General features: G+C 56.8%; 25 protein-coding genes. 13 read left to right on the top strand and 12 right to left on the bottom strand.

Annotation, left to right across the window (positions count from 1 at the left end; genetic code table 11):
- Nucleotides 1-4: 4 nt before the first annotated feature.
- Both BLR44_RS02170 and BLR44_RS02165 read left to right on the top strand, forming a co-directional pair.
- Nucleotides 5-1,216 carry a bifunctional alpha/beta hydrolase/OsmC family protein gene (locus BLR44_RS02170; protein WP_089678467.1) on the top strand — a complete coding sequence of 404 codons (1,212 nt, stop codon included), beginning with the start codon at nt 5-7 and terminating at the stop codon, nt 1,214-1,216.
- A gap of 5 nt (nt 1,217-1,221) precedes the next feature.
- The gene (locus BLR44_RS02165) at nt 1,222-2,478 is read left to right on the top strand and encodes a hypothetical protein (protein WP_089678465.1); all 1,257 of its coding nucleotides are present in this window, start codon (nt 1,222-1,224) and stop codon (nt 2,476-2,478) included.
- A 92-nt stretch (nt 2,479-2,570) separates the two neighbouring features.
- Here BLR44_RS02165 and BLR44_RS02160 read toward each other — a convergent pair whose 3' ends face one another.
- From BLR44_RS02160 to BLR44_RS02135, 6 genes are all read right to left on the bottom strand, one after another.
- Nucleotides 2,571-3,686 carry a monodechloroaminopyrrolnitrin synthase PrnB family protein gene (locus tag BLR44_RS02160; RefSeq protein ID WP_089678462.1) on the bottom strand — a complete coding sequence of 372 codons (1,116 nt, stop codon included), beginning with the start codon at nt 3,684-3,686 and terminating at the stop codon, nt 2,571-2,573.
- Nucleotides 3,687-3,823: 137 nt separating this feature from the next.
- Complete coding sequence (locus BLR44_RS02155; protein ID WP_089678459.1) at nt 3,824-4,867, bottom strand: methyltransferase; 1,044 nt, start codon at nt 4,865-4,867, stop codon at nt 3,824-3,826.
- A 203-nt stretch (nt 4,868-5,070) separates the two neighbouring features.
- Nucleotides 5,071-5,478, bottom strand: coding sequence for a hypothetical protein (locus tag BLR44_RS02150; protein ID WP_089678457.1), 408 nt, complete (start codon nt 5,476-5,478; stop codon nt 5,071-5,073).
- 799 nt (nt 5,479-6,277) lie between these two features.
- Nucleotides 6,278-6,760, bottom strand: coding sequence for an acyl-CoA thioesterase (locus tag BLR44_RS02145; protein ID WP_089678455.1), 483 nt, complete (start codon nt 6,758-6,760; stop codon nt 6,278-6,280).
- A gap of 62 nt (nt 6,761-6,822) precedes the next feature.
- Nucleotides 6,823-7,422: a TetR/AcrR family transcriptional regulator gene (locus BLR44_RS02140; protein WP_089678453.1), complete on the bottom strand. Its 600-nt coding sequence runs from the start codon at nt 7,420-7,422 to the stop codon at nt 6,823-6,825.
- An 80-nt stretch (nt 7,423-7,502) separates the two neighbouring features.
- Nucleotides 7,503-8,432, bottom strand: coding sequence for a 1,4-dihydroxy-2-naphthoate polyprenyltransferase (locus BLR44_RS02135; RefSeq protein WP_089678451.1), 930 nt, complete (start codon nt 8,430-8,432; stop codon nt 7,503-7,505).
- Nucleotides 8,433-8,904: 472 nt separating this feature from the next.
- On the opposite strand from BLR44_RS02135, the gene BLR44_RS02130 reads away from it, so the two are divergent.
- The gene (locus BLR44_RS02130; RefSeq protein ID WP_245705946.1) at nt 8,905-9,228 is read left to right on the top strand and encodes a DUF6970 domain-containing protein; all 324 of its coding nucleotides are present in this window, start codon (nt 8,905-8,907) and stop codon (nt 9,226-9,228) included.
- Nucleotides 9,229-9,279: 51 nt separating this feature from the next.
- Here the strand turns inward: BLR44_RS02130 and BLR44_RS02125 are convergent, their stop codons facing one another.
- Nucleotides 9,280-9,885: a glutathione peroxidase gene (locus tag BLR44_RS02125; RefSeq protein ID WP_089678449.1), complete on the bottom strand. Its 606-nt coding sequence runs from the start codon at nt 9,883-9,885 to the stop codon at nt 9,280-9,282.
- Between the two features lie 392 nt (nt 9,886-10,277).
- On the opposite strand from BLR44_RS02125, the gene BLR44_RS28480 reads away from it, so the two are divergent.
- Nucleotides 10,278-10,643: an acyl carrier protein gene (locus BLR44_RS28480; RefSeq protein ID WP_143017066.1), complete on the top strand. Its 366-nt coding sequence runs from the start codon at nt 10,278-10,280 to the stop codon at nt 10,641-10,643.
- A gap of 191 nt (nt 10,644-10,834) precedes the next feature.
- On the top strand, nt 10,835-13,288 hold the full coding sequence (locus tag BLR44_RS02115) for a BamA/OMP85 family outer membrane protein (protein WP_089678445.1): 2,454 nt from the start codon (nt 10,835-10,837) through the stop codon (nt 13,286-13,288).
- Here the strand turns inward: BLR44_RS02115 and BLR44_RS02110 are convergent, their stop codons facing one another.
- On the bottom strand, nt 13,289-14,392 hold the full coding sequence (locus BLR44_RS02110; protein ID WP_089678444.1) for an NAD-dependent epimerase/dehydratase family protein: 1,104 nt from the start codon (nt 14,390-14,392) through the stop codon (nt 13,289-13,291).
- A gap of 182 nt (nt 14,393-14,574) precedes the next feature.
- Here BLR44_RS02110 and BLR44_RS02105 point away from each other — a divergent pair, with 182 nt between their 5' ends.
- The 3 genes from BLR44_RS02105 to BLR44_RS02095 all read left to right on the top strand — a co-directional run bounded on the left by BLR44_RS02105 (nt 14,575) and on the right by BLR44_RS02095 (nt 16,199).
- A complete protein-coding gene (locus tag BLR44_RS02105; protein ID WP_089678442.1) occupies nt 14,575-15,135 on the top strand; it encodes a vitamin K epoxide reductase family protein in 561 nt (186 codons plus the stop codon).
- Nucleotides 15,136-15,141: 6 nt separating this feature from the next.
- On the top strand, nt 15,142-15,513 hold the full coding sequence (locus tag BLR44_RS02100; protein ID WP_089678440.1) for an SPW repeat protein: 372 nt from the start codon (nt 15,142-15,144) through the stop codon (nt 15,511-15,513).
- Nucleotides 15,514-15,581: 68 nt separating this feature from the next.
- On the top strand, nt 15,582-16,199 hold the full coding sequence (locus tag BLR44_RS02095; protein WP_143017065.1) for a DUF6940 family protein: 618 nt from the start codon (nt 15,582-15,584) through the stop codon (nt 16,197-16,199).
- A gap of 36 nt (nt 16,200-16,235) precedes the next feature.
- On the opposite strand, the gene BLR44_RS02090 is transcribed toward BLR44_RS02095, so the two are convergent.
- Both BLR44_RS02090 and BLR44_RS02085 read right to left on the bottom strand, forming a co-directional pair.
- Nucleotides 16,236-18,809 (bottom strand): PAS domain-containing protein, encoded by a 2,574-nt coding sequence (locus BLR44_RS02090; protein ID WP_089678436.1) that lies wholly within the window; start codon nt 18,807-18,809, stop codon nt 16,236-16,238.
- 181 nt (nt 18,810-18,990) lie between these two features.
- Complete coding sequence (locus BLR44_RS02085; protein ID WP_089678434.1) at nt 18,991-20,343, bottom strand: pectate lyase family protein; 1,353 nt, start codon at nt 20,341-20,343, stop codon at nt 18,991-18,993.
- A 170-nt stretch (nt 20,344-20,513) separates the two neighbouring features.
- Here BLR44_RS02085 and BLR44_RS02080 point away from each other — a divergent pair, with 170 nt between their 5' ends.
- A complete protein-coding gene (locus BLR44_RS02080; protein WP_089678432.1) occupies nt 20,514-21,005 on the top strand; it encodes a nuclear transport factor 2 family protein in 492 nt (163 codons plus the stop codon).
- 188 nt (nt 21,006-21,193) lie between these two features.
- On the opposite strand, the gene BLR44_RS02075 is transcribed toward BLR44_RS02080, so the two are convergent.
- Nucleotides 21,194-21,577, bottom strand: coding sequence for a winged helix-turn-helix transcriptional regulator (locus BLR44_RS02075; RefSeq protein ID WP_089678430.1), 384 nt, complete (start codon nt 21,575-21,577; stop codon nt 21,194-21,196).
- A 105-nt stretch (nt 21,578-21,682) separates the two neighbouring features.
- Between BLR44_RS02075 and BLR44_RS02070 the strand changes: the two genes are divergently transcribed.
- The 4 genes from BLR44_RS02070 (at nt 21,683) to BLR44_RS02055 (ending at nt 25,571) form a co-directional block, all read left to right on the top strand.
- Nucleotides 21,683-22,039, top strand: a complete 357-nt coding sequence (locus tag BLR44_RS02070) for a DoxX family protein (RefSeq protein WP_089678428.1) — start codon at nt 21,683-21,685, stop codon at nt 22,037-22,039.
- 51 nt (nt 22,040-22,090) lie between these two features.
- On the top strand, nt 22,091-22,675 hold the full coding sequence (locus BLR44_RS02065; RefSeq protein WP_089678426.1) for an NADPH-dependent FMN reductase: 585 nt from the start codon (nt 22,091-22,093) through the stop codon (nt 22,673-22,675).
- Nucleotides 22,676-22,682: 7 nt separating this feature from the next.
- Nucleotides 22,683-23,390: a DsbA family oxidoreductase gene (locus tag BLR44_RS02060; protein ID WP_089678424.1), complete on the top strand. Its 708-nt coding sequence runs from the start codon at nt 22,683-22,685 to the stop codon at nt 23,388-23,390.
- Between the two features lie 408 nt (nt 23,391-23,798).
- A complete protein-coding gene (locus BLR44_RS02055; RefSeq protein ID WP_089678421.1) occupies nt 23,799-25,571 on the top strand; it encodes a sensor histidine kinase in 1,773 nt (590 codons plus the stop codon).
- 3 nt (nt 25,572-25,574) lie between these two features.
- On the opposite strand, the gene BLR44_RS02050 is transcribed toward BLR44_RS02055, so the two are convergent.
- A complete protein-coding gene (locus BLR44_RS02050; protein ID WP_089679090.1) occupies nt 25,575-26,831 on the bottom strand; it encodes an MFS transporter in 1,257 nt (418 codons plus the stop codon).
- Between the last annotated feature and the right edge of the window lie 90 nt (nt 26,832-26,921).

Genomic DNA, 26,921 nt, shown 5'->3' with positions numbered 1-26,921 from the left:
CCTTATGAGAACCCTCCGCATCAAATTTCCGAATCCTGACGGACACCAGTTATCGGCCCGGCTGGAGTTGCCTGTCGACAAGCATCCGTACGCCTACGCGCTGTTTGCGCACTGTTTTACCTGCAACAAGAATTACCATTCGGTCCGCCACATCAGCCGGTCGCTGACGGGCAAAGGAATCGCCGTGTTGCGGTTCGATTTTACGGGACTGGGCGAAAGCGAAGGGGAGTTTGCTGATACCAATTTCTCGTCGAACGTGGACGATCTGGTCTGTGCTGCCCGCTGGCTGGCCAAAAATCACCAGCCGCCGTCGCTCCTGATCGGGCACTCGCTGGGCGGAGCGGCCGTGCTGTTTGCCGCCCGGGAGCTGGACAGCGTAAAAGCCGTCGTCACCATCGGAACGCCCGCCGAGCCGGTCCACGTCAGTCGGCTGGTCAAAAGCGAGCGGGCCCAGATCGAAGCCGAAGGCAAGGCCGAAGTGGCCATTGGTGGGGAATCGTTCGTGATCAGCAAGGAATTTCTGGACGACCTGGAGGCCAACAAGAGTGAGCAGGTGGTGCATCAACTCCAACGCGCATTGCTGATTCTGCACTCGCCACAGGACCGGATCGTATCGGTCGAAAACGCCGCCAAACTCTACCAGTACGCCCGCCACCCAAAAAGCTACGTATCGCTCGACGGAGCCGACCACCTGTTGTCCAACGAAGCCGATGCCTGTTATGCCGGTGACCTCATTGCCACCTGGTCGACGCGCTACGTACCGGTACCGCCCCCGGCGCAGGTCGATTCGGACAAAGAGGTGGCCGTGCGCACCGAGCCGGGAAGCTTTACCAGTTTTGTCAAAGCCGGACGTCACCATTTTATAGCGGACGAGCCACAGGACATCGGCGGACACGACTTCGGCCCCACGCCCTACCATTTGCTGACCGCCGCGCTGGGGGCCTGCACGGGCATGACGCTGCGCATGTACGCCGACCGCAAAGGCTGGCCGCTGCAAGCCGTGGTAGTGCACTTGCAACACGACAAAGCTCACGCCGAAGACTGCAACAAGGTGGAAGATGCGCCCTGCAAGGTCGACCGCATCGACCGGCAACTGGAACTGAAAGGTGAGCTGACCGACGCGCAACGCAACCGCCTGCTGGAGATCGCCAACCGCTGCCCCGTACACAAAACCCTCCTCGAAGGCGTCGAAGTCAATACTTTGCTGAAAACGTAGTGCTTATGCCCAACACGTCCCCGCCGTCCCGGCCCGAGTGGCTGGAAAAATTGCAGAACGAAAGCTGGCAGGCCGAAATCCTCTTGTCCAGCCTGATTCTGTTTTCTTTATTTCAGGTACCTGCCGCCACAGAACGCGGACGGCTCTGGTTCAAGCGGGAATTCTTCGAGATCGGCGACATCGACACGGCCATGTTCCTGATCAATTCGGCGGTCTACTGGCTGATCACGGGCTTTGTGTTGCACCTGCTGCTGCGTGGGATCTGGATCGGGCTGGTGGGCCTGAGTTACACGTTTCCGAAGGGTATCCGTCCCGAACGGCTGCGGTACCAGGCTCGCTTTCAACGCACGGTCGAAGGACTCGTGTCCCCTTCTGATCGCATTCTGGTCCTCGAAAAATACTGTAGCGTCATTTTTGCGATTGCCTTTCTCTTCTTTATGTGCATGCTCGGCCTGCTGCTGTTCTTTCTGACGCTGGGCACCTTGCTGATCGGCCTCTACATTTATTTCACGGGGAATTTCCAGCTTCCGTGGTTCGTGCGGCTGTACGCATATACGCTGTCGGTGATGGGCTTGGTGTACCTGTTCGACTTTCTGAGCCTCGGGGCAATCAAAAGGCTCCGCTGGCTCGCGCCGGTCTATTATCCGATCTACCGATTTTTCAACTGGTTTACCCTCGCCTCGTTCTACCGCGACATTTACTACGTCCTGATCACCAACATTCGCCGCTGGAAAATCGTCACGGCCATTGGGGTGTACGCCTGTCTGTCCATCGCCATGATCGTTTTACAATTTTTTTCGGTGTATTCACGCACGTGGATGAGCGGGCTCGACTATTACTACGACCGGAGCGGGACGACGGCCTACGCCGGGTACTATGCCGACCTGGCGCAAGAGTTCTCCCAACGGGCGCACATTCAGTCCGACATCATCCGCAACGAGCCCATCCGTCTGTTTGTCGTGCAACACGCGACGTACGAAGATTCGCTGCAAACGTACTGTCACCTTCCGGACGACGCTTCCGCCCCGCAAGCGGATTCCCTGACGCTGGCCTGCCTGCGCGACTACTACCGCATCACGATCGACGATTCGCTGCACACGTCCGTACGCTGGTTTTTCCAGACGCACCCCATTACCGACCAGAAGGGGGTACTGACGTGGCTCGACGTACGGCAACTGGCGTCGGGACCGCATCTGCTGACCATTTCCCTTGCGCGGCAACGTCCCTACACCCTGGCACAGATTCCGTTTTACAAACAGTAACTAACACAACCCATTCCTTATCAAAGAAAAAGGGGATACGATTACGTTCCCCTTTTTGGTTGGTATGCTCTTGATGTAGGTACTGCCCGTCTTTATTTTCTTTCGTAGACCTGAATACGCGCTTTGAGATTTTGCAAAGCATTCAGGTTAAGCTGAAGAATGTAGTGCAGCACGCCTGGTTCGTATCCGCCACTTCCTTTCTCACGGTAATTGTCTTTGGCTGCATGCTCGTAGGCTTTATCGGCAAGCTTTTTATGAGGTGCGCGAAAACTTTTCAACAGGTTGAACAGCCTCACCAAAGACTTTGCACTCTCCAAACGGGTCTCACAGAAATCATCCCCGTTGCTCAACTCCTGCACTGCTTTGCTAACCAGGCTTGGGCGCTGTTCGTAGGCCGCGTACAGATCTCGTACCATTGCCTGATTGTAAGGCACGTAAGCCTTTTTGAAGGCCGTATACGTTTCATCCTCCACATCACAACTCCAAAGAATGTGATCGAATAGAAAAACCGGCATTTCTACTGCGCCGGGCCCGAGGTATTCGCGACCGTTCAGTTGAATGGGATCAAAATAAAATCGTAATTCTTCTGCAAAATACTGCGGGCTTACGTTCCGCTTCGCGTTAACTACGCCATGTACCATGCCCTCAAACTGAGAAATCACTTGATCGCACAGAGTGCTGAACTCCGAAGAGTCCAATGATACATGATAGAGGTCGTGTAACGACAAAATAGCTTCATACAAAGGATGAAAAGCTACCTGAACACTTTTTATGAGCTGGTGCTCATCTTCCGTACCTGTGTACGTCCGTAGCCGTGATCCTTCAGGATTCCAGCGCACGTAATGGATCAAGGTATCGCGAGGCGGAAGGTTGGTCACCTCACCCAATAGGTTCAGCCTGTCTTCGAGTGACGGGACAACATGCACAGGTTCTACACCATGACGTTTTATCGAGCCCAGCAAAATGCCGATGTCTCGCATGGCCGCACACGCTTGAGGATAATCAAACGTGGTCACTTCCTGTACAGCGGGTAGCATGTCCTGCAGGGTCATCACCAGTGCCATGACGTCCCTTTCTTTGTTGAAAGCTGGCACACGTGTAAGGCGATCGTCTGACTGCAACGGATCTAAGCTACCAATATAGAGATCTTCACTTTTTTGTTTTTCCAGCGAAGGAATTTCGTGAAGACCACGTGTAGAGATTCTCATAAAAAAATAAAATTCAGGGATTGGCGTTCAGAATTTGACAAGGGTATTTAACATTAATTAGACAACAGCCTAATTAATGTAACTCACGAATACCAAAGCATGTATTAGCACGAGGCGTCTACTCAAGAGACGAGTCGTTATTTGTAAGCTACCGCAGCGCTCACAGGTCCGCCTAAAGGAATAAACTTTACTGAGGTAAAGCCGGCTTCCGAAACCCACTGCCGAAACTCATTTTGAGTATAGTTAAACCCACCATCAGACTCGATCAGCATGTTGAGTGACATCAGCAGCCCGAAGGTATTTTCTCTGCGTTCGTTATCCAAGATCATTTCTATGATGACCAGGCAACCGTTGGCAGGAAGTGCCTCATAGGCTTTTTGAAGCAACATTTTCTTCTTTTCCAGATCAAAGCTGTGTAAAATGTTGCCCATCGTGACCACATCGGCGGTTGGAAAGGGTTCATTGAAAAAATCTCCGTTCAATACCGTTACCCTGTCGGCTACGCCATAGGTTTCAGCGGTTGCTTTTGCAAAGGGCTCTAATTGAGGCAGGTCAAAAGTAGTGCAGTGCATGTGCGGATGCTGTTGAGCTACCAACGCTGAAAGAAGCCCCGCAGAACCACCGGCGTCTACCAGGGTTTTATAGCCTGAAAAGTCAAAGCTGTTGGCAAATGCCATAAAACTCAGCTTCTGTATACCAGACATGGCCTCTGTAAATTGTGCCAGTGAGATCGGATTATCGTAAATCGCCTCAAAAGACTCTTTACCGGTATACTTAATTTCGTTCTGAGGATTGCCCGTTTTTAATCCTTCTTCCAGATCGCCCCAGAACTTGTACTCACGGTCGTTCGCCATTTCCAAAAATCCACCCAGATAGGCAGGCTGATTTTTATCCAGAAACGCTGCCGTATCCGGTGTATTTTGGTACAAAACGCTTTCGCCGCTCCCGGTTCTTTCTAAGAATCCCATGGAGTAAAGCGCATCTAAAAAGTCACGTACGTAAAGCCCCTTTTGATTCAGACCAAGCTTCTGTTTGATCTGCTCCGCTGTAAGAGGCTTTTCACTCAGGTGCGTAAACAAGCCTAGCTTAGTGGCAGCCAGCAAAGTCTTGGAAGACCAGAAACTCAAGCCTACCTGGATAATTGGAAAAGGATTTAGTTGGGCAGAGGGAGTAGCCGACATGATAGAGAATAGTTATTTCTGAAGTAGCACGAATGTAAAATGGTAAAACTGGAGAGGTCGGTGCGAGAGGGTAGCCATCGTGGGATGGCCACAGGGGTAGCAGCATCGAAGCGCTTGAAAGAACCTGTTAACCAGCTAACTAGGCTACGCTCAAGCGATACAGGCAAAGCTCACTTACGATGCTACCCCCACTATGCAACCCGCTACTCGTTCAGCCAAGCAATACATTCTTTACGTGTGCCAAATGTTCTGATAGAGATGTTTCCCATTTTGGTCGCGTTGGTGTTCACATTCTCTACAGAGGCTTTTGCAAAGATGTCTTCTGACACCAGTACCGCCAGTTTTCTTAAACCTGCTCTGTCTAAAGCCGGGAAAGCTTCTGTTACCAAATAAGTTTGTACGTCTTTGGAGAGAACCTTAAGGGTGCTTTGGTCACTCAAATGCTTCGTAACTTTGTTTCTCTTGACAAAGTCAACCATTGAGATGCAGCCCTTTTGAGTGCTATCAATCTTTAGAAACCCCATCCATTTGGCAACCAAGACTTTGTTTGCATCATCGTAAGTGATCTCAGCAAATGGATCGGCATAAATGGCTTTGTTAACGGCAATCATAAAATTTTAGTTTTTTTGGAGAATTGCGAAACGAAGGTACAAAACGTCGGTACCTTGAAAAGTGCGAAAGGCCTGATATTCAAGCCATGAAATATTTCCGGCTATTTATCAGGCTTACTAACTCCCCTCAATGGCCACAATAGCATTCTAAGCACTATATGCCCGCAAAAACTGTGGATTCAGATGTAATGTTCTTGCAGTGTCAACAAAACTTCATCAGAAATCGTCGAAATCGAGGCTTCCTTAGAGCTTCCAACTTTCGAGATGGGTTCATTAGTTGCTGTTATTCACCTCGTTAAGCTCGCGCGCACTCCCTAATCCCCGCCAGAACTATGCACCCGTAGGGCTACCCTTCAGCCCGTTTAGTCTGCCTAAAAAACAATGGTATTGTTCGCGTTACCAGCTATAAAAATTTTCTTAATTTATTATGCGACTTTTACGCTAGAGGTTGACTCAAATTATTTCAGAGTATAGCTTGCTTCTTCGTTGATAAACAGCGCGCGGGCAGTAGCTCAACGGCAAATTACCGGAGAGATTTTAGGTGAGTTTGTGCTAAAGAGGGTAGAACCAGTCCCGGTGAGGCGCCCCCTGTAGCAAGATGGGCGTCAGTACGCTAACGGCTTATGCTATGCTCTAAGCTAACGCTGTCGACGGTGTTTGTCGCCATCTTACACGATCTCCCGAAAAGCACGACGTATTACATTCGCCCAGCCTTAGGGTCAACGTTTATTCCCATTTGGCTTGCGCTAACGACACACAGCCCAAGTTTCTTGAACCGCTCCCCTATTCATCATCCTGATCAGGCCGGAATGCGGGGCACCAGTTGCGCCAGACGTCCCTTAATGCCCGCGTCACGACCGATGGTTTCGTTGCGCATCTTCGCAAATCGCTCCAGCATTTCGGGCAGGTGGTGTTCTTTCTGGCCAGTTTTGAGGTTGACGTGAATGTAGCGGGTCCAGAGCAACGCCTTCAGGTGCTTTTCTTCTTCGTCCCACATGGAGCCTTCGACCCAGAGTGAGTGGTCGTTGAAGTCGATCAGCGACGAGCGCACCTGCACATTTTCGTACACGTTCGCCGGTTTCAGGTAAAGCAGTTCGTGCTGGTGAATTACCCACCCCACGCCCTGCTGCATAAACTCCAGCAGGCTGATCTGGTAGTGCTGCTTGAGGTGATCTTCGCGTACGTTGATGAAGTAGTCGAGATAGCGGGCGTTGTTCAAGTGCCCGAAGGGATCGCAGTCCTGAAAGCGGATGGATACTGGTGTTTTGGGTTCGAGGATCATGGTTATAAAGCGGTTAAGGTGTCATATAAAAGACCGATCGGTCTGTAAATAGGCAAAAAAATTTAGTGCGGCAATTCGCGCAGCAACATCTGGTAAGTGTACGATAGCACCCGTTGGAGGCGCACGCCGTCGCCCGTCAGTTTGGCCAGCACCAGCCCACCTTCGATCTGACTGAACACCAGGTCGGCCATCACCTCGGCATCGACTTCCGACCGAACCTGCCCGTACTCTTTCCCTTTCTCGATGATGTGTACCAACGCGCGAAGCATCTGTTGTGTGGCTTGTTTGACCCGTGCCCGCAGGCGGGGCAAATCGCTGTCGTCGCTATCACAACCGGTATTTAGCAATGGGCAACCGCCCTGCACCGAAGGCGTGTCGTGATAGGCACTGTAATAATCGAGGATGGCCTTCAACTTGTCGAGGGCGTGGTGTTCCGCGCGAATACGGACGTTCAAGGCCTCGATCACGGTCTGAAACGCAAACTCGAACGCTTCCAGCGCAATGTCTTCTTTGCTGGCGAAATTACCGTAGACGCCCCCCTTGGCCAGGCCGGTCGCCGCCAGAATGTCGCCCATCGACGTGCCGTAATAGCCCTTCGTGTTGAACAAAGGAGCAGCTTTTTCAATGATGAACTGGCGGGTCCGTTCCGATTTGGTAGACATGGCGATTGCGACTTACCGCAAAATAGACCGATCGGTCTATTCATGCAAATCAGGCAATACCACTGAGAAAATTTTTTGTGTCAGGCGGCCAACAGTTGTCCCAGCCCGAAGGTCACGACGAACAGCAACGTAGAGAGGGCCATTTGTTTCAGGAGGGGGTCCAGTTCGGCGGCGCGTTGCCGTTGCCAGACCGCCACGCCATTGCGGACAAGGAGCGGAAACGAGAGCAGAAACAGCCACTGCCACGGGCCGCCCGGTTGCTGCAGGACGTACACCACGGCGCAGACCATTCCCCCACCCAACAGTGCCCAATGATACACGCGCGCGCGCCGGGGCCCCAGCCGTACCGGAATGGAAAACTTACCCGCCAACCGGTCGGAATGAATGTCGCGAATGTTGTTGACGTTCAGCACCGCAGCGGCAAACAGCCCGCACGCCGAGGCAGGCAGCAGGTCGGCCCATTCGATGTGCTGTGCATGCAGGTAGTAGGTACCCAGCACGCCGACCCAGCCAAAGAAAATCAGCACGGAGATATCGCCCAGCCCGGCATAGCCATAGGGCCGTGGCCCCGACGTGTAGGCAATGGCAGCGGCAATCGCCACGAGGCCCAGCGCCAGAAAGCCCCAGAACACACGGATATCGCCCAGGTCGATGCCGAACAGCAGCAGCGTAATGCCCGAGGCAAACGAAAGGACGGAGAAGAGAATCACCGCGTTGCGCATCGCCCGCGACGAGATATGCCCCGTCTGCACCGCCCGCTGAGGGCCTTCGCGGTGAAGACTGTCGGCCCCGTGGATCGAATCCCCCCAGTCGTTCGCCAGGTTAGACAGAATCTGCAAAAAGACGGTCGTCAGTACCGCCAGCCCGAAAATCAGACCGTTGAATTGCGCCCGGGCGGCCGCCAGGAAACTCCCCAGCAAAATAGACGCCAGCGCCAGCGGCAGGGTACGCGGCCGGGCCGCCTCCAGCCAGGCCCGCCACGACGGCGAAGGAGAAACAGAAGGTTCCATGCACAAAACTACCCTGAAATTGGGATTGGTGCGTTAGCGGGTTGTTGGGTCCGTGGATTGTGGGGCGGTGAGTTGATGGCTTTTGCGCAACACAAGCACGGAGCGCACCCAACCGCAGATGCCATTCACCCGCTGGGCAGTCCCTGCCCTCACTCAATCACTGCTCCACTCATCCGCCCATTCTTCAAGTCGTCGGCTTTTTACAAGCGGCACCGGCCCGCCTCGTTCATCTTTGCGTTGTCTTTCAACCAGTTTCTCTTTCTACCAGCCTTTTCAACCCGCGCGGTACTAAAGAACGGGTGTCGCCTGAACAGCTTCCTTTTCTTTACCCGCCGATCCTGTAAAACCGACCGCTCTGGCTAATCTGCCGGGGCGGTTTTTATTTTTAGCCCGCTCGCTGCCTTTTGGCATCCGTTTGCGTCTTTGTTCACAAAATGTACCTGCTATGAAGTGTTGCTGTGTATACGCTGTCGTGTTCCTACTCCTTTTCGGCGGCTGCGCGGCCGAGAAACTGGAGCGCGGAACGCCCGCCTGCGTGCAGGCGAAAATCCAGGAAATCCTTCGGGAAGACGTGTGGAATCCGCCGGCCAAGGTATACCGTTATACGTACCGGGGCCAGACGGTGTATTTCATTCCGCAACGCTGCTGCGACATTCCCAGCGTGTTGCTCGACGAAAACTGTACTCCTCTTTGCGCGCCCGACGGCGGCTTTACCGGCAAAGGCGACGGCCAATGTGCCGATTTCTTCGAAACGCGTACGGATGAAGCGTTGATCTGGGAAGATCCTCGCCCATAAAAAAGGCTCCGGAATGGTCCGAAGCCTCTGTACGCTCTGGCTGTTGTTCGGTTAGCTCTGCACCGCGTCGAGCAGCTCTTCGCTCATCGGCTCCACCTTCGACGGGAAGAACTTGATGAGGTTGCCCTGTTCGTCGATCAGGTATTTGCAGAAATTCCAAGTTGGCTCCTGGTCGTTCCAACCGTTTTGTGCCTTGTCGGTCAACCACTGGTAAAGCGGATTTTTGTCGTCGCCTTTCACCGACGACTTCTCGAACATCTGGAAATCGACCCCGTAGTTTTTCTCGCAGAATTCGGCGATCTCTTCGTTGCTGCCGGGCTCTTGTCCACCAAAGTTGTTGGCCGGAAAGCCCAGGATCACCACCTTGTTGCCGTACATCTTGTTCAGCTTTTCCAACTCGGCATACTGCGGCGTGAAGCCACATTTGGACGCGGTGTTGACCACCAGCACTTTTTTGCCTTTGTACTGCGAAAAGTTGATTTCCTTGCCTTCGAGCGAGGTCATCGTAAAGTCGTAGAAAGATTTTTTTCCCGGCATGGCTTCAGTGTTTGATTCGGAGACGGTCGTGGCAGGTGTTTCTACGCCTTCGGGACGCGTTTTGGTTTGCGCACAGGACATCAACAGACCTAGCAGCGCACTCAGCATCAGGTATTTCATAAGGTACGTACGGATTAACGTGGACAGGAGGATTTGGGAAGTTCAGAAAGGTAACTCGCGGACCTGGATTTTGTTATCAGTGGCCAGGCACGGCAAACAAATGTAAGGAGTTTCATGGATTTGGCGCAATTCCCACCATGATGCGGTACCTTCCTATTTTAAACTTGTAAAGCGATGGGCCTCGATAGCGTTGAACTCGTATTTAGCTGGAAAAAAGCCTTTCAGATCGCCATTCCCGATCAAGAAGCCGCAACCCTCACGACGGTAGAGAAGGCGACAGAGGTCGTTATGCGTTACGTCACACTTCAGCCCAAATCAACCTGTATTTCACAGCAGATCTTCTACGCGCTTACTTTTCCACTAACTTCTCTGTTCCCAACGAAGGCTTTTTCTTGGAAGCATCGCTTCATTCCCTGTTGCCCCACGAACATTGTAAAGCGCAGTGGAAAGAAATGGCCCGCCGGATGGGATGGAAATTTCCTCCTTTACCCAAAGCCGATCTCAGCGATGCGTCACTCAAAAATCGGAGCCCTTTCCATCACCCACAGGGAAGCAAAGCCTTACTCCAGCATACGCTTGCAGACCTGATCCATTTTATAGGGGCGCTGAACTACGAAAAGTTGATTTCCCTTCCTCATCCCGCCAGTCGTTACGAAGTAGAGCGGGTCATTGTAGGCATCACATACGAACGAACAGGCGTGGATATTGAAGAGATCAAACCCTCTTCCCGCTTTACTTATGATCTGGGTATCGATTAGCGACGTTCGTTCGGTGACACGTACCACTTTTGCATGAGCAACCTTGATTTAAAAAACGGACGGACGGGATAATCTCTTTCCTCATCGACCGCTCCTCCCTCCGATTCGACCGTTGACCCGAGTTTTTCCATCCGAAAGCCGCACTGCGTCGCTGTCTTGCGACCTACAGGTAGATCCTCACGCACGGCTACATGCACATTTTTGGTTTTGCCTTTCTGGTTCTTTGCTTTCTCACCACTTCGGGGCTGGCGCAATCCGCCGATTCGCTGGCGGGACGGTTCGTAGTGGAAGAGGTTCACGTGATCGGCACGCAACAGACACAACCGGCGGCGCTGGAACAGCTAAGCGGACTGGCGGCGGGCGATACACTGCAACTGCCCGGCCCGCAACTGCAGGAAGCGTTGCACCGCCTCTGGCAACAGGGCGTGTGGAGCGATCTGGAAGTGCAAGTAATTCCTTCGCACGACGACCGGGTGCAGGTGGTGTTCCGCATAGACGAATACCCGCGCTTCGGCGGACTCGACTGGCAGGGCATTTCTCTCCGGCAGGCCCGCACGTTGGAAAAAGCGCTGGCGCTGCACAAAGGCCAGTTGCTGACCGATGCCGTGCGCGGACGCGTCCGCCGATACGTGTTGCAGCAACTTCGGGAGAAAGGATACCACCAGGCCCAGGTCGAAACCGCCCTCCGGCCCGATTCGGTCGTGTCGCGGACGGTGCGCCTGCAGGTGAAGGTAACGCCGGGGCCGCGCCTGAAGTTGCAAGAAGTCAGGTTTACCGGGAGTGCCGCTTTCCTGCCCGCCACCTTGCGCCAGCACCTCCGGCCGCTTCGCTTTCGTCCGTTTCACCGGCAACGCTACACCCCGGACGAGCGACAAACTGCCTTGCGTCACCTGCAGGAATTTTACCAGAGCCGGGGCTACCTCGATGCGCACCTGACCGACACATTGCTGGTCGGCGAACGGGGAACGACCACGTGGCAGATCGCCGTGCAGGAAGGCGCGCCGTACCGCTTGGATAGTCTGGTGTGGTCGGGCAACGCGTTATACAACGACTCTATACTGACGCAGGCGATGCCGCTCCGACCGGGCGACGTGCTGGACCTGCCCCGTCTGGAAGCGGCGTTGCAGCTGCAAACACCCGATGCACCACTGGCAGCGCTTTACCTGGATCGGGGCTATCCTGCGGCAGAAGCTTCGTGGTGGGTCGTGCCTACCTCCGACCGTACCGCCACTGTGCGCGTAGCGCTGCACGAAGGAAAACAAGCGCATTTTGGTACCGTTCAGATCGTCGGGAACGAACGGACCCACGACCACGTGATCCGGCGTGAGTTGCCACCGCTGCCGGGCACGCTGTTCAGCCGGCAGGCCTTGGTACGCGCGCAGCTGGCCCTGTCGCAACTGAGCTTTCTGGACCCGACCCAACTGGGCGTGCGGCTGTTGCCCAACGCAACGCAGGATACCATGGGCGTCGAGCTGCGGGTGGCGGAATCGCCGAAGGATCGGTACGAACTGGCGGGGACCTGGGTCGCGGGGGTGGGGCCGGTCGGATCGCTGGGCCTGAACCTTTACAATTTCTCGTTACACAACCTGTTTCGGCCGCGCCAGTGGCATCCCGTTCCGGCGGGCGATGGGCAGCAGTTGCTGCTGCGGCTGCAAACCAACGGACGCCCGTATCAGAACTACTCGCTTTCGTTTGTGGAACCCTGGCTGGGCGGGCGGCGCGCCAATGCACTGCAACTCACACTGAGCCATTCGGTCCTGAACGGGACCAATCCGCTGGTGATTTCGGCACCGGACACCAACACAGACGGACGACTGACGCTGACCAGCATCGCAACGAGCTGGAGTCGCCCGCTGCCACGGCTCGATGCGTACACCTCGCTGAACCTTGCGGCAACCTACAACCGGTACGGGCTCCGCAATTTTGAATACGACCTGGGCTTTTCGACCGGTGCGGCCCACAGCGTTTCCCTGCGGACTGCGCTGGTGCGGAACCACATCGACGACCCGATCTACCCGCATAAGGGCTCGCAACTGGCGCTCGCCCTGACCCTGACGCCGCCCTATTCGCTGTTGGGGCAACGCGACCCGCTGCACTGGATCGAGTACCACAAATGGATGGCCGACGCGCGGGCCTACTGGCCGCTGGGCAAAGCGTGGGTATTGGAAACGCGGGCGCACGTCGGTTACTTGGGCACCTATACACGCCACGCCACGCTGGGTCCGTTCGAACGGTTTTACCTGGGAGGGCGCGGACTGGCCGGCCCCAATACGCTGCTGGGCAGCGACCTGGTTGCGTTGCGGGGCTACGACGACCTTACCCTGACGCCTACCGACGAGGCAGGCCACCTGCTTGGCGGCACGCTCTACCAGAAGTTCTCGCTCGAACTGCGCCATCTACTCCTGCAACGCTCCGCCGCGACGGCCTACCTTCTGGGCTTCGCCGAGGCGGGCAACACGTGGCTCCCCTCGCAACCGTACCAGCCTTTTTCGCTCTACCGCGCCGCCGGGCTAGGGCTGCGTGTCCACACCACGACGTTTGGCTGGCTGGGCATTGACGTAGGCTGGGGATTCGATCCACTGCCCAACGGACAGCGCACACGCCAACCCGTTGTGCAATTCCTGCTGGGATTGCCCATCCGCTGATTACTCGGAAGAGGCCGCCTCGTGCAGGTGATTTTTCTCGTACCAGGCCTCAGGATCGGCCTTCAGGTCGGCGACTATGGTTGGGAGAGTGGTACGCAGGGCATGCTTCGGTTCCCAGCCCAGCACTGCTTTCGCCCGACGAATGTCCATCTCGTAGTGGTCGTCCGCCCGGTCGATCATCCAGGGTTTAATGAACGGATCGCTCACCAGATCTTGCGCCCACGCACCGGCTTTCGCCAGCAGCGCGGGCAGTTCGATGGTCCGCCACGCTGTCCCGTACAGCGCTTCCCCGATGGCATTCTGGATTTCGCTGTAGCTCATCGTTTCCGCTTCGCTGATGTTGAGGGTCACTTCTTCCGGCAGTTCGTGCCGCCGGTCGATGGCCCGCACCAGGGCGTCGATCAGGTCGTCCAGATGCAAAAAGGCATTGCCGTGCGAAACATCGCCCGAATAAAAATGGCTGGTCAGCGTCTTTTCGTAGATCCGCTGCATCTGGTGCGTCAGGGGGATGGAGTCGCCTTCGTCGCTGTAAATGCCCGCGATGCGCAGCACAACGGTCGGAATGTCGCCGCGCTGGGCATGGATGATTTTTTCGGTCTTTACTTTGGATTGCGGATACGCCCACGTCGGGCCGAGCGGGGCCTCTTCGCTGAGGGGAGTCCCCGGCTCGGTCGGGGCGTAGACCAGGTTGGTACTGGAAAAAATAAACTGTTCGACGTCGAAGTCCTGCAACACCCGCAAAAATTTCTCGGTGCCTTTGACCGTCACGTCCTCGTACAGCGGACTGGGCCCACCGGCAAAATCGTAGTATGCAGCCAGGTGCACCACCGAGGCGATTCGATCCCCGTACCCGTAGCGCACGCGTTCCATCGCTCGCCGGATGCTCTCTTCCGACGTCAAGTCGATGCAGACGCATTCGGCTTCTTTGGGCGGAAAGGGATTGCCGGCGCGATCCAGCCCGATCATCCGAAACCGCTTCGCCAGGCGCTCAATCAGGGCCGAACCGATCAGGCCGCTACTTCCCGATACCAGAATGACGTCTTTGGCGTCGTCGCGGGCGCCGGGTCCGTTTCGCGTAGCTTCTGTGGAGACATGAGTAGGCATACGAATAAAATTTAGGTTTAAGGAAAAGTCTCAAAAAGTCGGCTCCAAAAAATGGCCTATGGACTTCAGGGCGAGGGCAGGGTGCCCTCCCTTTGTTTACGAGACACTTCCCCACGAGTTAACCCAACCCCCACTCCGCCCGTTGGAATAAGCAACTTCCACTTTTTAAACCTTGCAGAACCTTGACACAACACGACGATGCCATTCCCCCGGGTTGGGACTATAACCCCGCTTCGTGGCCACAGCGCCTGCCGATTGTCGGGTTGGCGCTGGTGGGTGTGGGCGTGGCCGGCTACCTGGGGCTTTACCAACTGGAGGTGTTTCCCACGGTGTGGGAGCCTTTTTTCGGCAACGACAGCCGGAAGATTCTCAACTCTTCGGTCTCTGATTTTCTGCCCATTCCTGACGGCGTACTCGGTGCCCTGAGTTACCTGCTGGACGCCGTGGCGGGCGTGATTGGCGGCGTGAAGCGGTGGAAAACCATGCCGTGGATCGTCATCATCTTCGGCATGCTGGTCGGGCCGCTGGGGGTGGTCAGCATCATGCTGGTGGTACTCCAACCGGTCTTGTTCGACGCCTGGTGTACACTTTGCCTGACGTCGGCGTTCATTTCGGTGCTGATGATCGGGCCGGCCCTGGACGAGATGCTGGCGAGTTTGCAGTACATGCAGCGGGTAAAACGGTCCGGCGCTTCGTTCTGGAAAGCGTTCTGGGGCACGAAAGAGGTGGTTTCAATCAACTAATCAACCATGTGGGCACAAGCAATCAACGCAATTCTGGGCATCTGGCTAATGGTCGTCCCTGATCTGTTCGGCTACGGGTCAGCCGCTGCCGACAACAACCACATCGTCGGGCCGGTCATCGCCACCTTTGCTTTTACAGCCACCTGGGAAGCCACGCGCAACCTGCGCTGGGCCAACGTACTGCTGGGGGGCTGGCTGCTGTGGGCACCCTGGGTGCTGGGATACGAGTCGACCCTTGCTATCCTCAACGATACGGTGGTGGGGGCGCTGGTCGTGGCACTGTCGCTGATCAAAGGCACGGTACACCAGCGGTTCGGTGGGGGCTGGCGGTCGCTCTGGCAGAAGCATCCGGCACACGAACAGGAAGCCCGCCCCTGACCGACAGGGCGCGGCTTTGACCGCAAGCCACTTGGTTTGATCTTCGCGACTTTTCTCCTCTTCTATCTATGTCCATGTGGCACACCCAACTCATCGGCCAAAACGAAAACGCCCGACGTTACCGGATTCAGGCAGACCTGCGGCCCCTGACTTTTGCGGAGGTACTGAACCACTGGGAAACGTCAGAAGCGTTCCGGGCCTATTACCTGGAGCTACTGGCCGACGCCCCGTTCGAAGCTTTCTATTGGGAACATCCCGGGTTGCTGACGCGCTACCTCGGCAAGCCCTACGAGTTTGTGCTGCTGCGCAGTGCGTCGCTCGCCACGCGTCCGGCCGACGCCGAGGCGTTTGCCGAGTTCTTCGACACCTCTGCGCTGGTGGTTGATTTCGAGAACCTGGGGAAGAACGCGCGGCTGATTGCCCCGACTCCCCGCACCGATGCCGATCATTACAAATTTCTGGCGAGTTTCGTCCGGCACGCTCCGAAAGCGCAGCAACACGCGCTTTTCCAACGAATCGGACATCGGGTAAACGCTGCCGTCAATGCCTCGCACACGCTGTGGCTCAACACGGCGGGCATGGGCGTCATCTGGCTGCACGTCCGCCTCGACAGCCGGCCCAAGTACTACAAAACGCAGGTCTACAAGCGGCCGGATTTTCTGGAGAAAGTGCGGCTTGTCTTCTAGCCGATCGAGTGCTGACATCCAACCGGCATGGCCGGGCTACTCGAGGCCGCCTCCCTGTCCGGAAAGCGAGGGCACACCGTTGGGATGGGGCTGGAAGATTAACCGGAATGTGGTGCCTTCGCCCAGGGTACTTTCTACTTCGATGCGGTCGCCGCGGTTCTCCAGCAGGCGTTTGATCATGTACAACCCGACGCCGGTCCCTTCTACGTGGGTATGCAGCCGCTTGAAAAGCATGAAGATTTTATCGACCTGATCCTGACGAATGCCCAGCCCATTGTCCCGGAAAAGCATGTGAACGTCGTTTCCCTGCCTGAACGTTTGCACCCGAATGACCGGAGGGCGCTCGGGCGAGCGGTACTTAAGGGCATTGCTCAGCAAGTTGTAAAAGACGCTGCGCAGTACCTTCCGCCCGTAGTGGAGATGCGTCACCTGAAAATCGACGTCCAGATGCCCGTTCAGCTCCGTCAGCATCGGGCTCAGGTCCTCTTTCACTTCGTCGAGCACCTCGGCCAGGAGGAGCGGCTCGGGCGTTTCGTCGCTCTCCCGCTCCACCCGCACAATTTCCGTCAGGTCGTCGATGGTGCGCAACAGCTTGCCGAGCGAGTGGGCCATCATGTTCAGCAACTCGCGCTCGGTGGGTTGCAGGCGTTCGCCCAGGCGGCGTTGCAAGGCGCTCAACAGCCCTTCCAGGTTGGTGATGGGCGAGCGCAGGTCGTGCGAAGCGGCGTATACAAAGCTGTCGAGTTCGGCGTTGACCCGCTTGAGGGCCTCCATGTTGCGGCGGGTTTCGGCCAGCGCCGTTTCCAGGGCTTTTTCGGTTTTTTTCTGGGAGGTGATGTCGGTAATCAGCGCATAATAGCCTTGCACGGCCTGGTCGCGCCAATGGGGCACAAAATCGATGGCCACAAAGCGCGTGCCGGCCGCACGGTATTCCAGCTCGGCTTCGAACGAAAACGCTTCTCCGCCCAGCACCCGGGCCATGGCCGGTTGGGTTTTGGCATAGGCCGCCTCGCCGATCACGTCCCGCACGTGTTTCCCCTGGATCTCCTGACGCGAAACGCCGAACCAGGTTTCGTACGCGCGGTTGTTGAAACGGTAGCGTCCGTCGCGATCTACGTACGTGATCAGCACAGGCAGCGCGTCGGTGATCAGTCGCAACTGCTCCTCGCTGGCTTTCAGGGCTTGTTCGGCCTTTTTCTGATGCGTTACGTCTTCGTGCTTCACGACCGCGTGCGTCACGTTCCCGTCGGTATCTCTGATGGGAAAAATCGTCGTCACCAACGACAGCGTAGACGTTTGCCCGGGCACCTGAAGGTGCTGTCCCTCGCTCAGGTTGTAGTCGAGGGCGAAGGTGGCGACCTTCCCTTCCGTAAACACGGCCTGAATGTCTTTGTAAAACGGCTGACCGATCAGGGTCTCGTCTTTCAGGAGGTTGTATTTGCCCACCCCATGCAAAGGATCGTCCAACCTGAAAAGCTTCAGGTACGCCTCGTTGACACGAATTTGTGTGCCCGTGGCGTCGGCAATCCAGGTCGAGACCGGACTCTGGTCGATGACGCTGTTGAGAAAGTGCTCGCTCTCCTGAAGCTTGTGGTGGATGTCCAGCAGGTTATCCATCGTCTGACGCAACTCCTCTTCGCTGGCTTGCAGGTCGCTGGTTCGGCGCTCGACGTGCCGCTCCAGCTCCTGGTTCATCTCCCGCAACTGCGCTTCGGTGCGTAGCAACTCTTCGTTGCTCTGGCGTAACTCCCGGTTGGCCTCTTCCAGGGCATGCCGCAGGTGCCGCGCTTCGGTGATGTCGTGGATGATGCTCAACCCTCCCCGTACGCGGCCGTCTTCGTGATAAAGCGGTACCATAAAGGCTTCGTAAAAGCCCGCCCGGGTGTGATAGGCCGCCTGCGAGATCACCACCTTTTCGCCCGCTAGCACCCGCATAAACGCACGACCCTCGGGCGTCTCCTCGTAGCTCGGAAACACGTCAAAGATCTTCTTTCCCAGGATGTCGTGCCGCCGGATGTTGTTGCGCTCTTCCATCACGCGGTTCCACGCCGTAATGCGCAGTTCGCGGTCGTACGCCAGAATGCCGTCGACACTGTTTTCGATCAACGAAGCAAACTGATCGCGCTCGCGGCGCAACTCCGTCTGCTGAATGTCGACATAAACGGCAAGGGCATGTTGGTCGAGCTGGGCATAAAACGACTCCAACTCGCGCACCAGCGCCATGGCGTGTCGGCTGTCGGGTGTATAGTCGGGGATGAACAGAAACAGCACCTGCCGCCGGAGGCTGTTGATCAGCACCATGTCTTTTACCTGGATCTGCTCCTGCCCCACTTCCTCCAATTCGTTGCGCTGCCAGCGCGCCAGATTGCCCAGCGCCCCTTCCCACAGACGCCGCTCCTGAATCTGCATCAGAAACTCGCGAAGCCCTTTTTGCACCAGCTCGAACAGTTCCGCTTCCGGCAGATGCGCAAACAGCGACAAGAGCGGCACCTGATGCGCGCGCAACAGGCGGAGGTTTTCTGCGGTGGCTTCTTGTAGCCGATGGTCCAGCAGGTACGTAGCGTAAGCGGGGAGTTGATCGAGTGATGGGGGTAAAGAAACGGGGTTCATGCAGGTTGCGTTAGGATACCGTCCAGGGAGCGCAGCTGGCGGGCACCGTCGTGCCGGTAATCGTCAAAAGTAAACACAAGTAAGCACAATTTCCTGACAACGCAACTCCCCGCCCGAATCGCTCGCTCGCCGCGCGTCTTACCCCAGTCCCTACCACCCAGCGGCCCAGCGCCTTGTGAGGCTAGCGCGTGAAAAAACTGTTGAGGTACTCTTCCAGGTTGGTGTAGCCGTCGCCGTTCGCGTCCTGGTTGCCGTCGGCCGGATCGTTTGGATTTAGTTTGTGTTTCCGTTCCCAGGCATCGGGCATGCCGTCGTGGTCGCGGTCCGCCGGGGGCGTCGTGCTCGTCAAGGTCGGCCAGCCGCCGCCTTGCTCTACCCGGTCGATGATGCCGTTGCCGTGCTGCGGCTTCCCCGACGTGACTTCCGCGATGATGCGCCGTTCGTGGGCATCGCGTCCCGGTGCGCATACGCCCACGTGAGCCAGCACACTTTTGTAGGCCTCCTCGGCCGATTCGGTGGGTAGCGGTTGCGTGGCAAACGGTGTATCGCGGGTATTTTTCGCTTTCGATACGCCGTCGCCCAGGTCGATGCCGCCGTTCCAATTGTCTTTCGAAATAGTGGAGTTACCGTCCAGTGCATTGCCCGCGATGTACCAGACGGGCGTGAAACCGTACACATCGGCGTTTTCGACGCGCACCAGGCGGTGACGCACGTCGGCCTGCGTGGCGGGACCGGGTTTGTAGTAATTGTTGACGAAGTTGATGCTCCCCGGCTTGCCGTCGCACGAGCGGTGCTGCCAGTTGAAGACCACGTTGTTGCGGAAATCCATCAGTTCGGTCATAAAGTCGGCGTTGCCGGCGACGCTGGGGTTGCGGGCCGTGGCGTGGGCAAACAGGTTGTGGTGGTAGGTGGCGCGTTTGCCGCCCAGTGACGCGCCGTAGCCGTGCGCCCCTTTCTCGTGAACCGAATGGTGGAGCGGCTCGGCAATCATGCACCACTGGAGGGTAATGTCTTCGCTGCCGTGCCACGTATTCATCGATTCGTCGGATGTCCAGCTTACGGTGCAATGGTCGATGATCACGCGCTGGCTCTCCCGAATTTCGATGCCGTCGAGTTCGCTGCCGGTCAGGCCGGAAGCAATGCCGGGCCGCACCCGAATGGCGCGGATCACCACGTCGTGCGTGTTGGCGACGTGCAACGGAAAGTTTTTGAGGCAGATGCCGTCGCCGGGGGCGGTCTGTCCGGCCACCGTCAGAAACGGCTGCGTGATGTCGAGCGGCGACTCCAGTTCAATCGTCCCGGAGACGTCGAAGATGATGGTGCGCGGCGCGGGATCTTCGATGGCACTGCGCAAGCTGCCCGGTCCGTGGTCGTGCAGGTTGGTGACTTCCAGGAGCTTGCCGCCCCGCCCGCCTTTGGCGGCGGCCCCGTAGCCTTCGGCGGTGGGAAAGGCTTTGGGTTGGGCATAAAGCGCGGGAGAAAAAAGCAGCAGAAGCGCCAGGGCACCTGCCGAAAAAAGCGTGCGGTGTAACATATCGAGGTGGTGTCAAGTGGGCACGGCCTCTGTTCAGTGAAGCCGTTTGCTAGAGGGGTACGCTTCGGATTGCGTAGATACTCCACAGGTTCCGAAAAACTAGCGCAGCGCTCCGGGAAGCTGATCAGAACCGACTATATTCGTTCCTACGAAACTACTTCTCTCCTCTTATGCATCCGAACGCCCAACTCCTCCACACGTTCTACACGGCCTTTCAGCAAAAGGATTCCAAAACGATGCAGGCGTGCTACGCCGACCAAGCCACGTTTCACGACGAAGCGTTTCCGCACCTGAACGCCGGGCAGGTCCGGGCCATGTGGGAAATGCTGTGCCGGAACGCACGCGACTTCCACCTGGAGTACCGGAATGTGCAGGCGGAGGATATCACCGGCCACGCCGAATGGACCGCGACCTATACCTTCTCCGCGACGGGCCGGAAGGTAGTGAACGTGGTGCGGTCGGAATTTACGTTTGAGAAGGGGAAGATCGTGCAGCAGCGCGACCGGTTCGATTTTCCGCGCTGGGCGCGGCAGGCGTTCGGACTGACGGGATTGCTGATGGGCGGCACCGGTTTCTTTCAGCGGAAGGTGCAGGAGAAGGCGATGCACAACCTCCACGAGTTCATGAGTCGCCGCAAAGACGAGGCAAAACCGCTGGCCTGATCGGATGATGAAACGCAAATCAGGTGTTTACTTTAGAGTAAGAGGGCAGTTCGAATAAGGAGCGAGGTACTAACGTCATGGCTTGGCTAGCGCTTGCCATGACGGCCATAAATATACTTTTACTGCTGGATAGGATATAAAAACTAGAGTTTCAGAATGGGACGGCTGACCTCGCGGATCGTTGATCTTTATGCTTCTGTATCCCCGTTGCCCATGATGCGCTGGCGGTGCTGGTGGCCCCAGGTGGCCAGTTCCTGAATCACTTTTTCGAGGGAGAAGCCGTAGTCGGTGAGTTCGTATTCGACGGAGACGGGTTGGGTAGGCAGCACGCGACGGACCACCAATTCGTTGACTTCCAGCTCTTTCAGTTCTTTGGAGAGCATTTTGCCGGTGATGCCTTCTACGTCGCGTTGCAGTTCCTTGAAGCGCTTCTTCCCGAAGGTCAGCGAACTGATGATGGAGATTTTCCATTTGCCGCTCAAGATGTCCAACGCATCGCGGACGGCCAGCATCCGTTGGGCACAGGCGGCGGGGTTGTGAGTACGGGCACGGGGGGCGGTTGTCGTTTCCATGTCAGTAGGTTTCTTAAAGTATACCGCTATATTTTCAACTACTGGTTACAAAAGTAAACCACCTCCTTTACATTTGCGTCATCTCCATGTAACTCCTTTTCACCCATGAACAGTGCACTCTGGGCAGCGCAGGGTTGGCTGGCCGCCCTCTTCCTGATCGCAGGCGCGATAAAAACGTTTCAGCCGAAAGAGAAGATGCCCGCCCAGATGTCGTGGGTGCACGACTACTCCGCCGGCATGGTGAAGTTCGTCGGCATTGCGGAACTGTTGGGCGGAATCGGCCTTGTGGTGCCCTGGCTGACGGGCATTGCCCCCCTCCTGACGCCGCTGGCCGCCGTCGGTCTGGCCGTAATCATGGTGCTGGCCATTGCCTACCATCTGCGCAAACAGGAGAAGATCGTGATGAACCTCGTACTCCTTGCCCTTTGCCTTTTTGTCGCCTACGGGCGCTTTGCTTTTTGACCTGCATTTTTTCCCACCGATTTCACATTCATCGTTCTTTACTCAACTCAGATGTTAAACCTGAAAATTATCACCTCGACCGTGCGGCCCGGCCGCAAAGGACCGCTCGTCGCCGAATGGATCGCCGAACAGGCCCGTCAGTACGGCGGCTTCGAGGTAGAAGTGCTCGACCTGGGCGCGATCAACCTGCCGCTCATGAACGAGCCGGTGCACCCCATCATGCGGCAATACGAACACGAGCACACCAAGCAGTGGAGCGCCACCATCGACGAGGCCGATGCCTTTGTTTTTGTAACGGCCGAGTACGACTACAGCTACCCCGCACCGCTGAAAAACGCGCTGGAATACCTCGTTCACGAATGGAACTACAAACCGGCGGGGATCGTCAGTTACGGCGGTGTCTCGGCAGGGACGCGCGCGGCCAACACGCTGAAAAACGACCTGGCGACGCTGCGCATCGTGCCGCTGATGGAGTCGGTGAACTTTCCGATGTTCACGCAGTTTGTAAACGAACAGGGCGAATTTGTCCCGAACGAAGTATCGCACAAAGCCACCGAAACCATGCTCCGCGAGCTAACGCGCTGGGCAAAGGGGCTGGCGATGATCAAAGAAAATAGATTTGAAGAAGTGAACTGAACAAACTATGGAAGTTGAAATCTGGTCGGACGTGATGTGTCCGTTCTGTTACATCGGCAAGCGAAAATTTGAAGCGGCGCTGGCGCAGTTTCCGCACGCCGAGAAGGTGGAAGTGACCTGGAAGAGTTTTCAGCTCAACCCCGACATGCCCACCGATCCGGGTAAAAACATCCACCAGTACCTGGCCGAGGTCAAAGGCTGGTCGCTGGAACAGGCCCGGGAAATGAACGACCGGGTGACGGACATGGCCCGCCAGGTCGGCCTGACTTATCACTTCGACCGGGCGGTGGTGGCAAACTCGTTTGATGCGCACCGTCTGTTGCAACTGGCCAAGCGCCACGGGCTGGGCGATGCGCTGGAAGAGCGCCTGTTCCGCGCCTATTTCACCGAGGGAAAAAATACGGCCGATCCCACTACGCTGCTGGAACTGGGGCAGGAAATCGGGCTGGACGCGGACGAGATCCGCACGATGCTGGCCGGCGATCAGTACGCCGATGCCGTGGAACGCGACATTTACGAATCGCGCCAGATCGGAGTGCGGGGCGTGCCCTTCTTCGTGTTCGACCGGAAGTATGCCGTGTCCGGCGCGCAGGAGTCGGCGTGGTTCCTGCAAGTGCTGGAAAAGTCGTTCGCGGAATGGCAGGACGCTCTGCCGCAGGTCACGCTGGACAATCCCGACGGGGACAGCTGCACCGTCGACGGCGATTGCGGGTAGGCCCCCTCTTCTTCGCAGCATTTTGCTTAAACGCTACTCCTAAAGCCGCTCTGTCCGAGCGGCTTTTTTCATGGGTGGGAGAAGAGCCGCGGTGCTGGATCGTGACCAGACGCATCCCGTTTACTGAGCGCACATCAAAGTAAAAACGGTACGTCTTCCGGAGTTAGTAGTTAACAGAATTGAGCTGCCAGGGAAGTAGGCCACGGCGATTGCCCGTTGTTCTGGAAGGAGGACAGAAGCTTTTCTTTCAATCGTATGAAAGTTGCGTCATGTAGTATTTCGTTTTAAAATTACGAATTCATCGCACGAAGCTCTTCTATCTTACGTGCAGGTATGGGGCGAAAACACCACTGATTTTCAGGGCATTTCGCTTTACCGGTCGTAGGCTGATACCGTCCTTGCTTCTCCATGCACTTTTCGCTCAACGTTTTCGCGCTTACCCTTTTTTTTGCCAGTCTGGTCATTGCGGGGTTCGCCTTCGTCTTAGTGCGGCAACCGACGCGGGCCATCCGCTGGTTTAGCGCGCTGCTGTTTGCCATTGTCGTGTGGACGTTTTTCTACGGGTGCCAGGTGGCCAGCACCACCGTCCCGACGGTGCAGCTTTTCATGAAACTGCTCTACCTGGGCATTGCCCCACTGCCCTTCTGCATCGCCCTGTTTGTAATAAATTTTGTCGGAAAGGAAAAATGGCTCACCCCGCTCACCGTCGGGCTGTTGTTGGTGGAGCCGGTGGTCACGCTCCTGCTGGTCTGGACGAGTCCCTGGCACGACTTGTACTACCAGCACCCGGTTGTTCATCTGGTAGAACCGGTTGCCCGCATCAGTTTTGAACGAGGGCCGTGGTACTACGTCCACTTCGCCTACTTCTACGCGCTGCTGGTGGGCGGCAACGTGCTGCTGCTTGCCCACTTCCGCAAGGCCGATCCGCTGTACCGCAAACAGAGTCTGCTCATTTTCGCCAGCAACTTTATTCCGTGGGGCGTCAACGTGCTCTATTTTCTGGGCATTCGCCTGCCGCACGGCATTGACCCGACGCCCTACGCATTCTTTTGTACGGTGGTGCTGGTCAGCATCGGATTTTTGCGCTTTCAGTTGTTCGACATCGTGCCCGTAGCGCGGGGCAAAATGATCGAAGTGATGCGCGAGGGCGTGTTGGTGCTCGACCGGAAGGGACGCATTGTAGACGCCAATCCGCAGTTGAAGGCGTGGGTTGCCCCGCGTACCAGCCCGTTGATCGGCCAGACGCTGCCCGACCTTTTTCCGGGCGAGGCCGCCCTGCATCGCTTGCAGACGACTCGGGTCGACACCACCCTTCCACTGACGCTGACGCACGGCCCGACGGCACGCTACCTGGAGGTGATTGCCACGCCCCTGCGCGAAAAGGGCGACGTCTACGGCGGGCAGTTGCTGTTGTTCCGGGACGTGACGGAACAGACCGTAGCCCTGGAAAAATTACAGGAACAAGCCCACGAACTGGCAGCACTCAACCAACTGAAAGACCGTCTGTTCTCGATCATTTCGCACGACCTGCGCAGCCCGATGGCCAGCCTGATGAGCCTGATCAACCTGGCGGAAAGCGACGATGTGACCGACGTAGAGCTGAAACTGATGATGGCCTCCTTATCGCAAAACGTGGGGTATACGATGGAGATGCTGGAGAACTTGCTCTCCTGGTCGAAAAACCAGCTCAAAGGTGATCTGTTCCAACCCGTTACGTTCGAGCTGCACAGCCTGGCCCGGCCGATTCTGCCGCTGTTAGAAAAGAAGGCCCACGACAAACAGATTACGCTCCACAACCGGTTGGCGGGCAATCCGCGGCTGCGCGCCGACAAAAACATGATGGATCTGGTGCTGCGTAACCTGCTGTCCAACGCCATCAAGTTCTGCCACTCCGGCGGCCAGGTGACCCTCACGGCTGAGGTAGGCGACACCCACACGACCCTCTGCGTGCGCGACACGGGCATCGGCATTCCGGCGGAGGTGCAGCCTCGGCTTTTCGGGACCCATAACATCTCGACTAAGGGCACGCACAACGAAAAAGGGACGGGGTTAGGACTCCCCCTCTGCCGCGAGTTTGTGGAGAAAAACGGAGGCATGATCTGGGTCGAAAGTGCCCCGGGCCAGGGCAGTCACTTTTATTTCACCATTCCCAATGCGGTGCCGGAGTCGGTCGTCAGCTAGCCGCTACCGGCTGTATTCCTGCATGTCCATGCGTTTCAGGCGCGGCACGCGCCAGTTGGTGAAGCCGACCACGACCATCGTCATGATGCCACCGAACACGACGGAGGTGACCGTTCCGAGCCAGCGGGCCGTCACACCCGACTCGAACGCCCCGATTTCGTTGGATGAACTAAGGAACATGGAGTTGACCGACGAAACCCGCCCGCGCATGTCGTCCGGCGTGAGGAGTTGCAGCATCGTGGAGCGCACGACCACGCTGATGTTGTCGAACACACCACTCAGAAACAGGAAAAAGAGCGCCAGCCACAGGTGCTGACTCAACGCGAAGAAGATCATCGACAGTCCGAAACCCGCCACCGCCAGCAGCATGTTGCGCCCGGCATGTTTCATCGGCGGCGCGAAGGTGAGGACCAGCGCCATGAGGGCCGAACCCACCGCCGGAGCCGACCGCAGCAGTCCGAACGTCTCTTCCGGATTGTTGTTGGCGATGATGTCGCGCGCGAAGACCGGGAACAACGCCTCGGCTCCACCGAACAACACGGCGAACAAATCGAGGGTAATCAGGCTGAGTAGCACTTTGTTGCCGAACACGAACTGCAAGCCGCTGCGGATGCGCGTCACCAGCGTTTCGGTCGAGGTGTAGGCGGGCGGCGGCACGTTTTGCAGAAACGAAAACAGGATCGCCGCTACGGCCAGAATGCCGATCACGACCAGGTAACTGTTCGTCGCGCCCATCGCGCCGATCAGCACCCCACCCAACGCCGGCCCGATGATGGTGCCCAGTTGCCAGACGCTACTGTTCCAGGTGGTGGCGTTCAGGTAAATGGCCCGGGGAATCAGCTGGCTCATCAGGGCAAAGTTGGCCGGACTGATGAAGCCCCGTGCCAGCCCGGTGAAGAAAATGGCCAGGTAGATCGGGGCTGTACCCAGGCGGGCGTGCCACTGCGCAAACTCCAGCGAATAGAGATAGAGAATCAGCGTCGTCAGGAAAATCATGGCGAAACTCAACAGCACGATCCGCTTCCGGTGGTAGCGGTCGGCGACGTGTCCGGCGTATAGCGCCACGGTCAGCGCCGGTACGGCTTCCACCAAGCCGATCAGTCCCAGTGCGAGGGGATCGTTCGTGATCTCGTAGAGCTGATAAGAAACCACTACCGCTTGCGCCTGCGTCAGCAACGTGGTCAACAGCCGCACCGAGATAAAAAGTCGGAAGTTCCCGTATCGCAGGGCCGCCCAGGGATCGTGGGCATTCGAAGGCATCGTCATCGACGGCGAAAGTACTCGTCACGACCGGAAGTAAACACCTCAGTGCGAGACATTTTATGCTTTTTCAGACGACTTTACGAACGG

The organism is Catalinimonas alkaloidigena (assembly GCF_900100765.1).
Lineage (GTDB): Bacteria > Bacteroidota > Bacteroidia > Cytophagales > Flexibacteraceae > Mooreia > Mooreia alkaloidigena.
The sequence above is the reverse complement of the archived record's forward strand: the minus strand, read 5'-3'. Positions and strand labels throughout refer to the sequence as shown.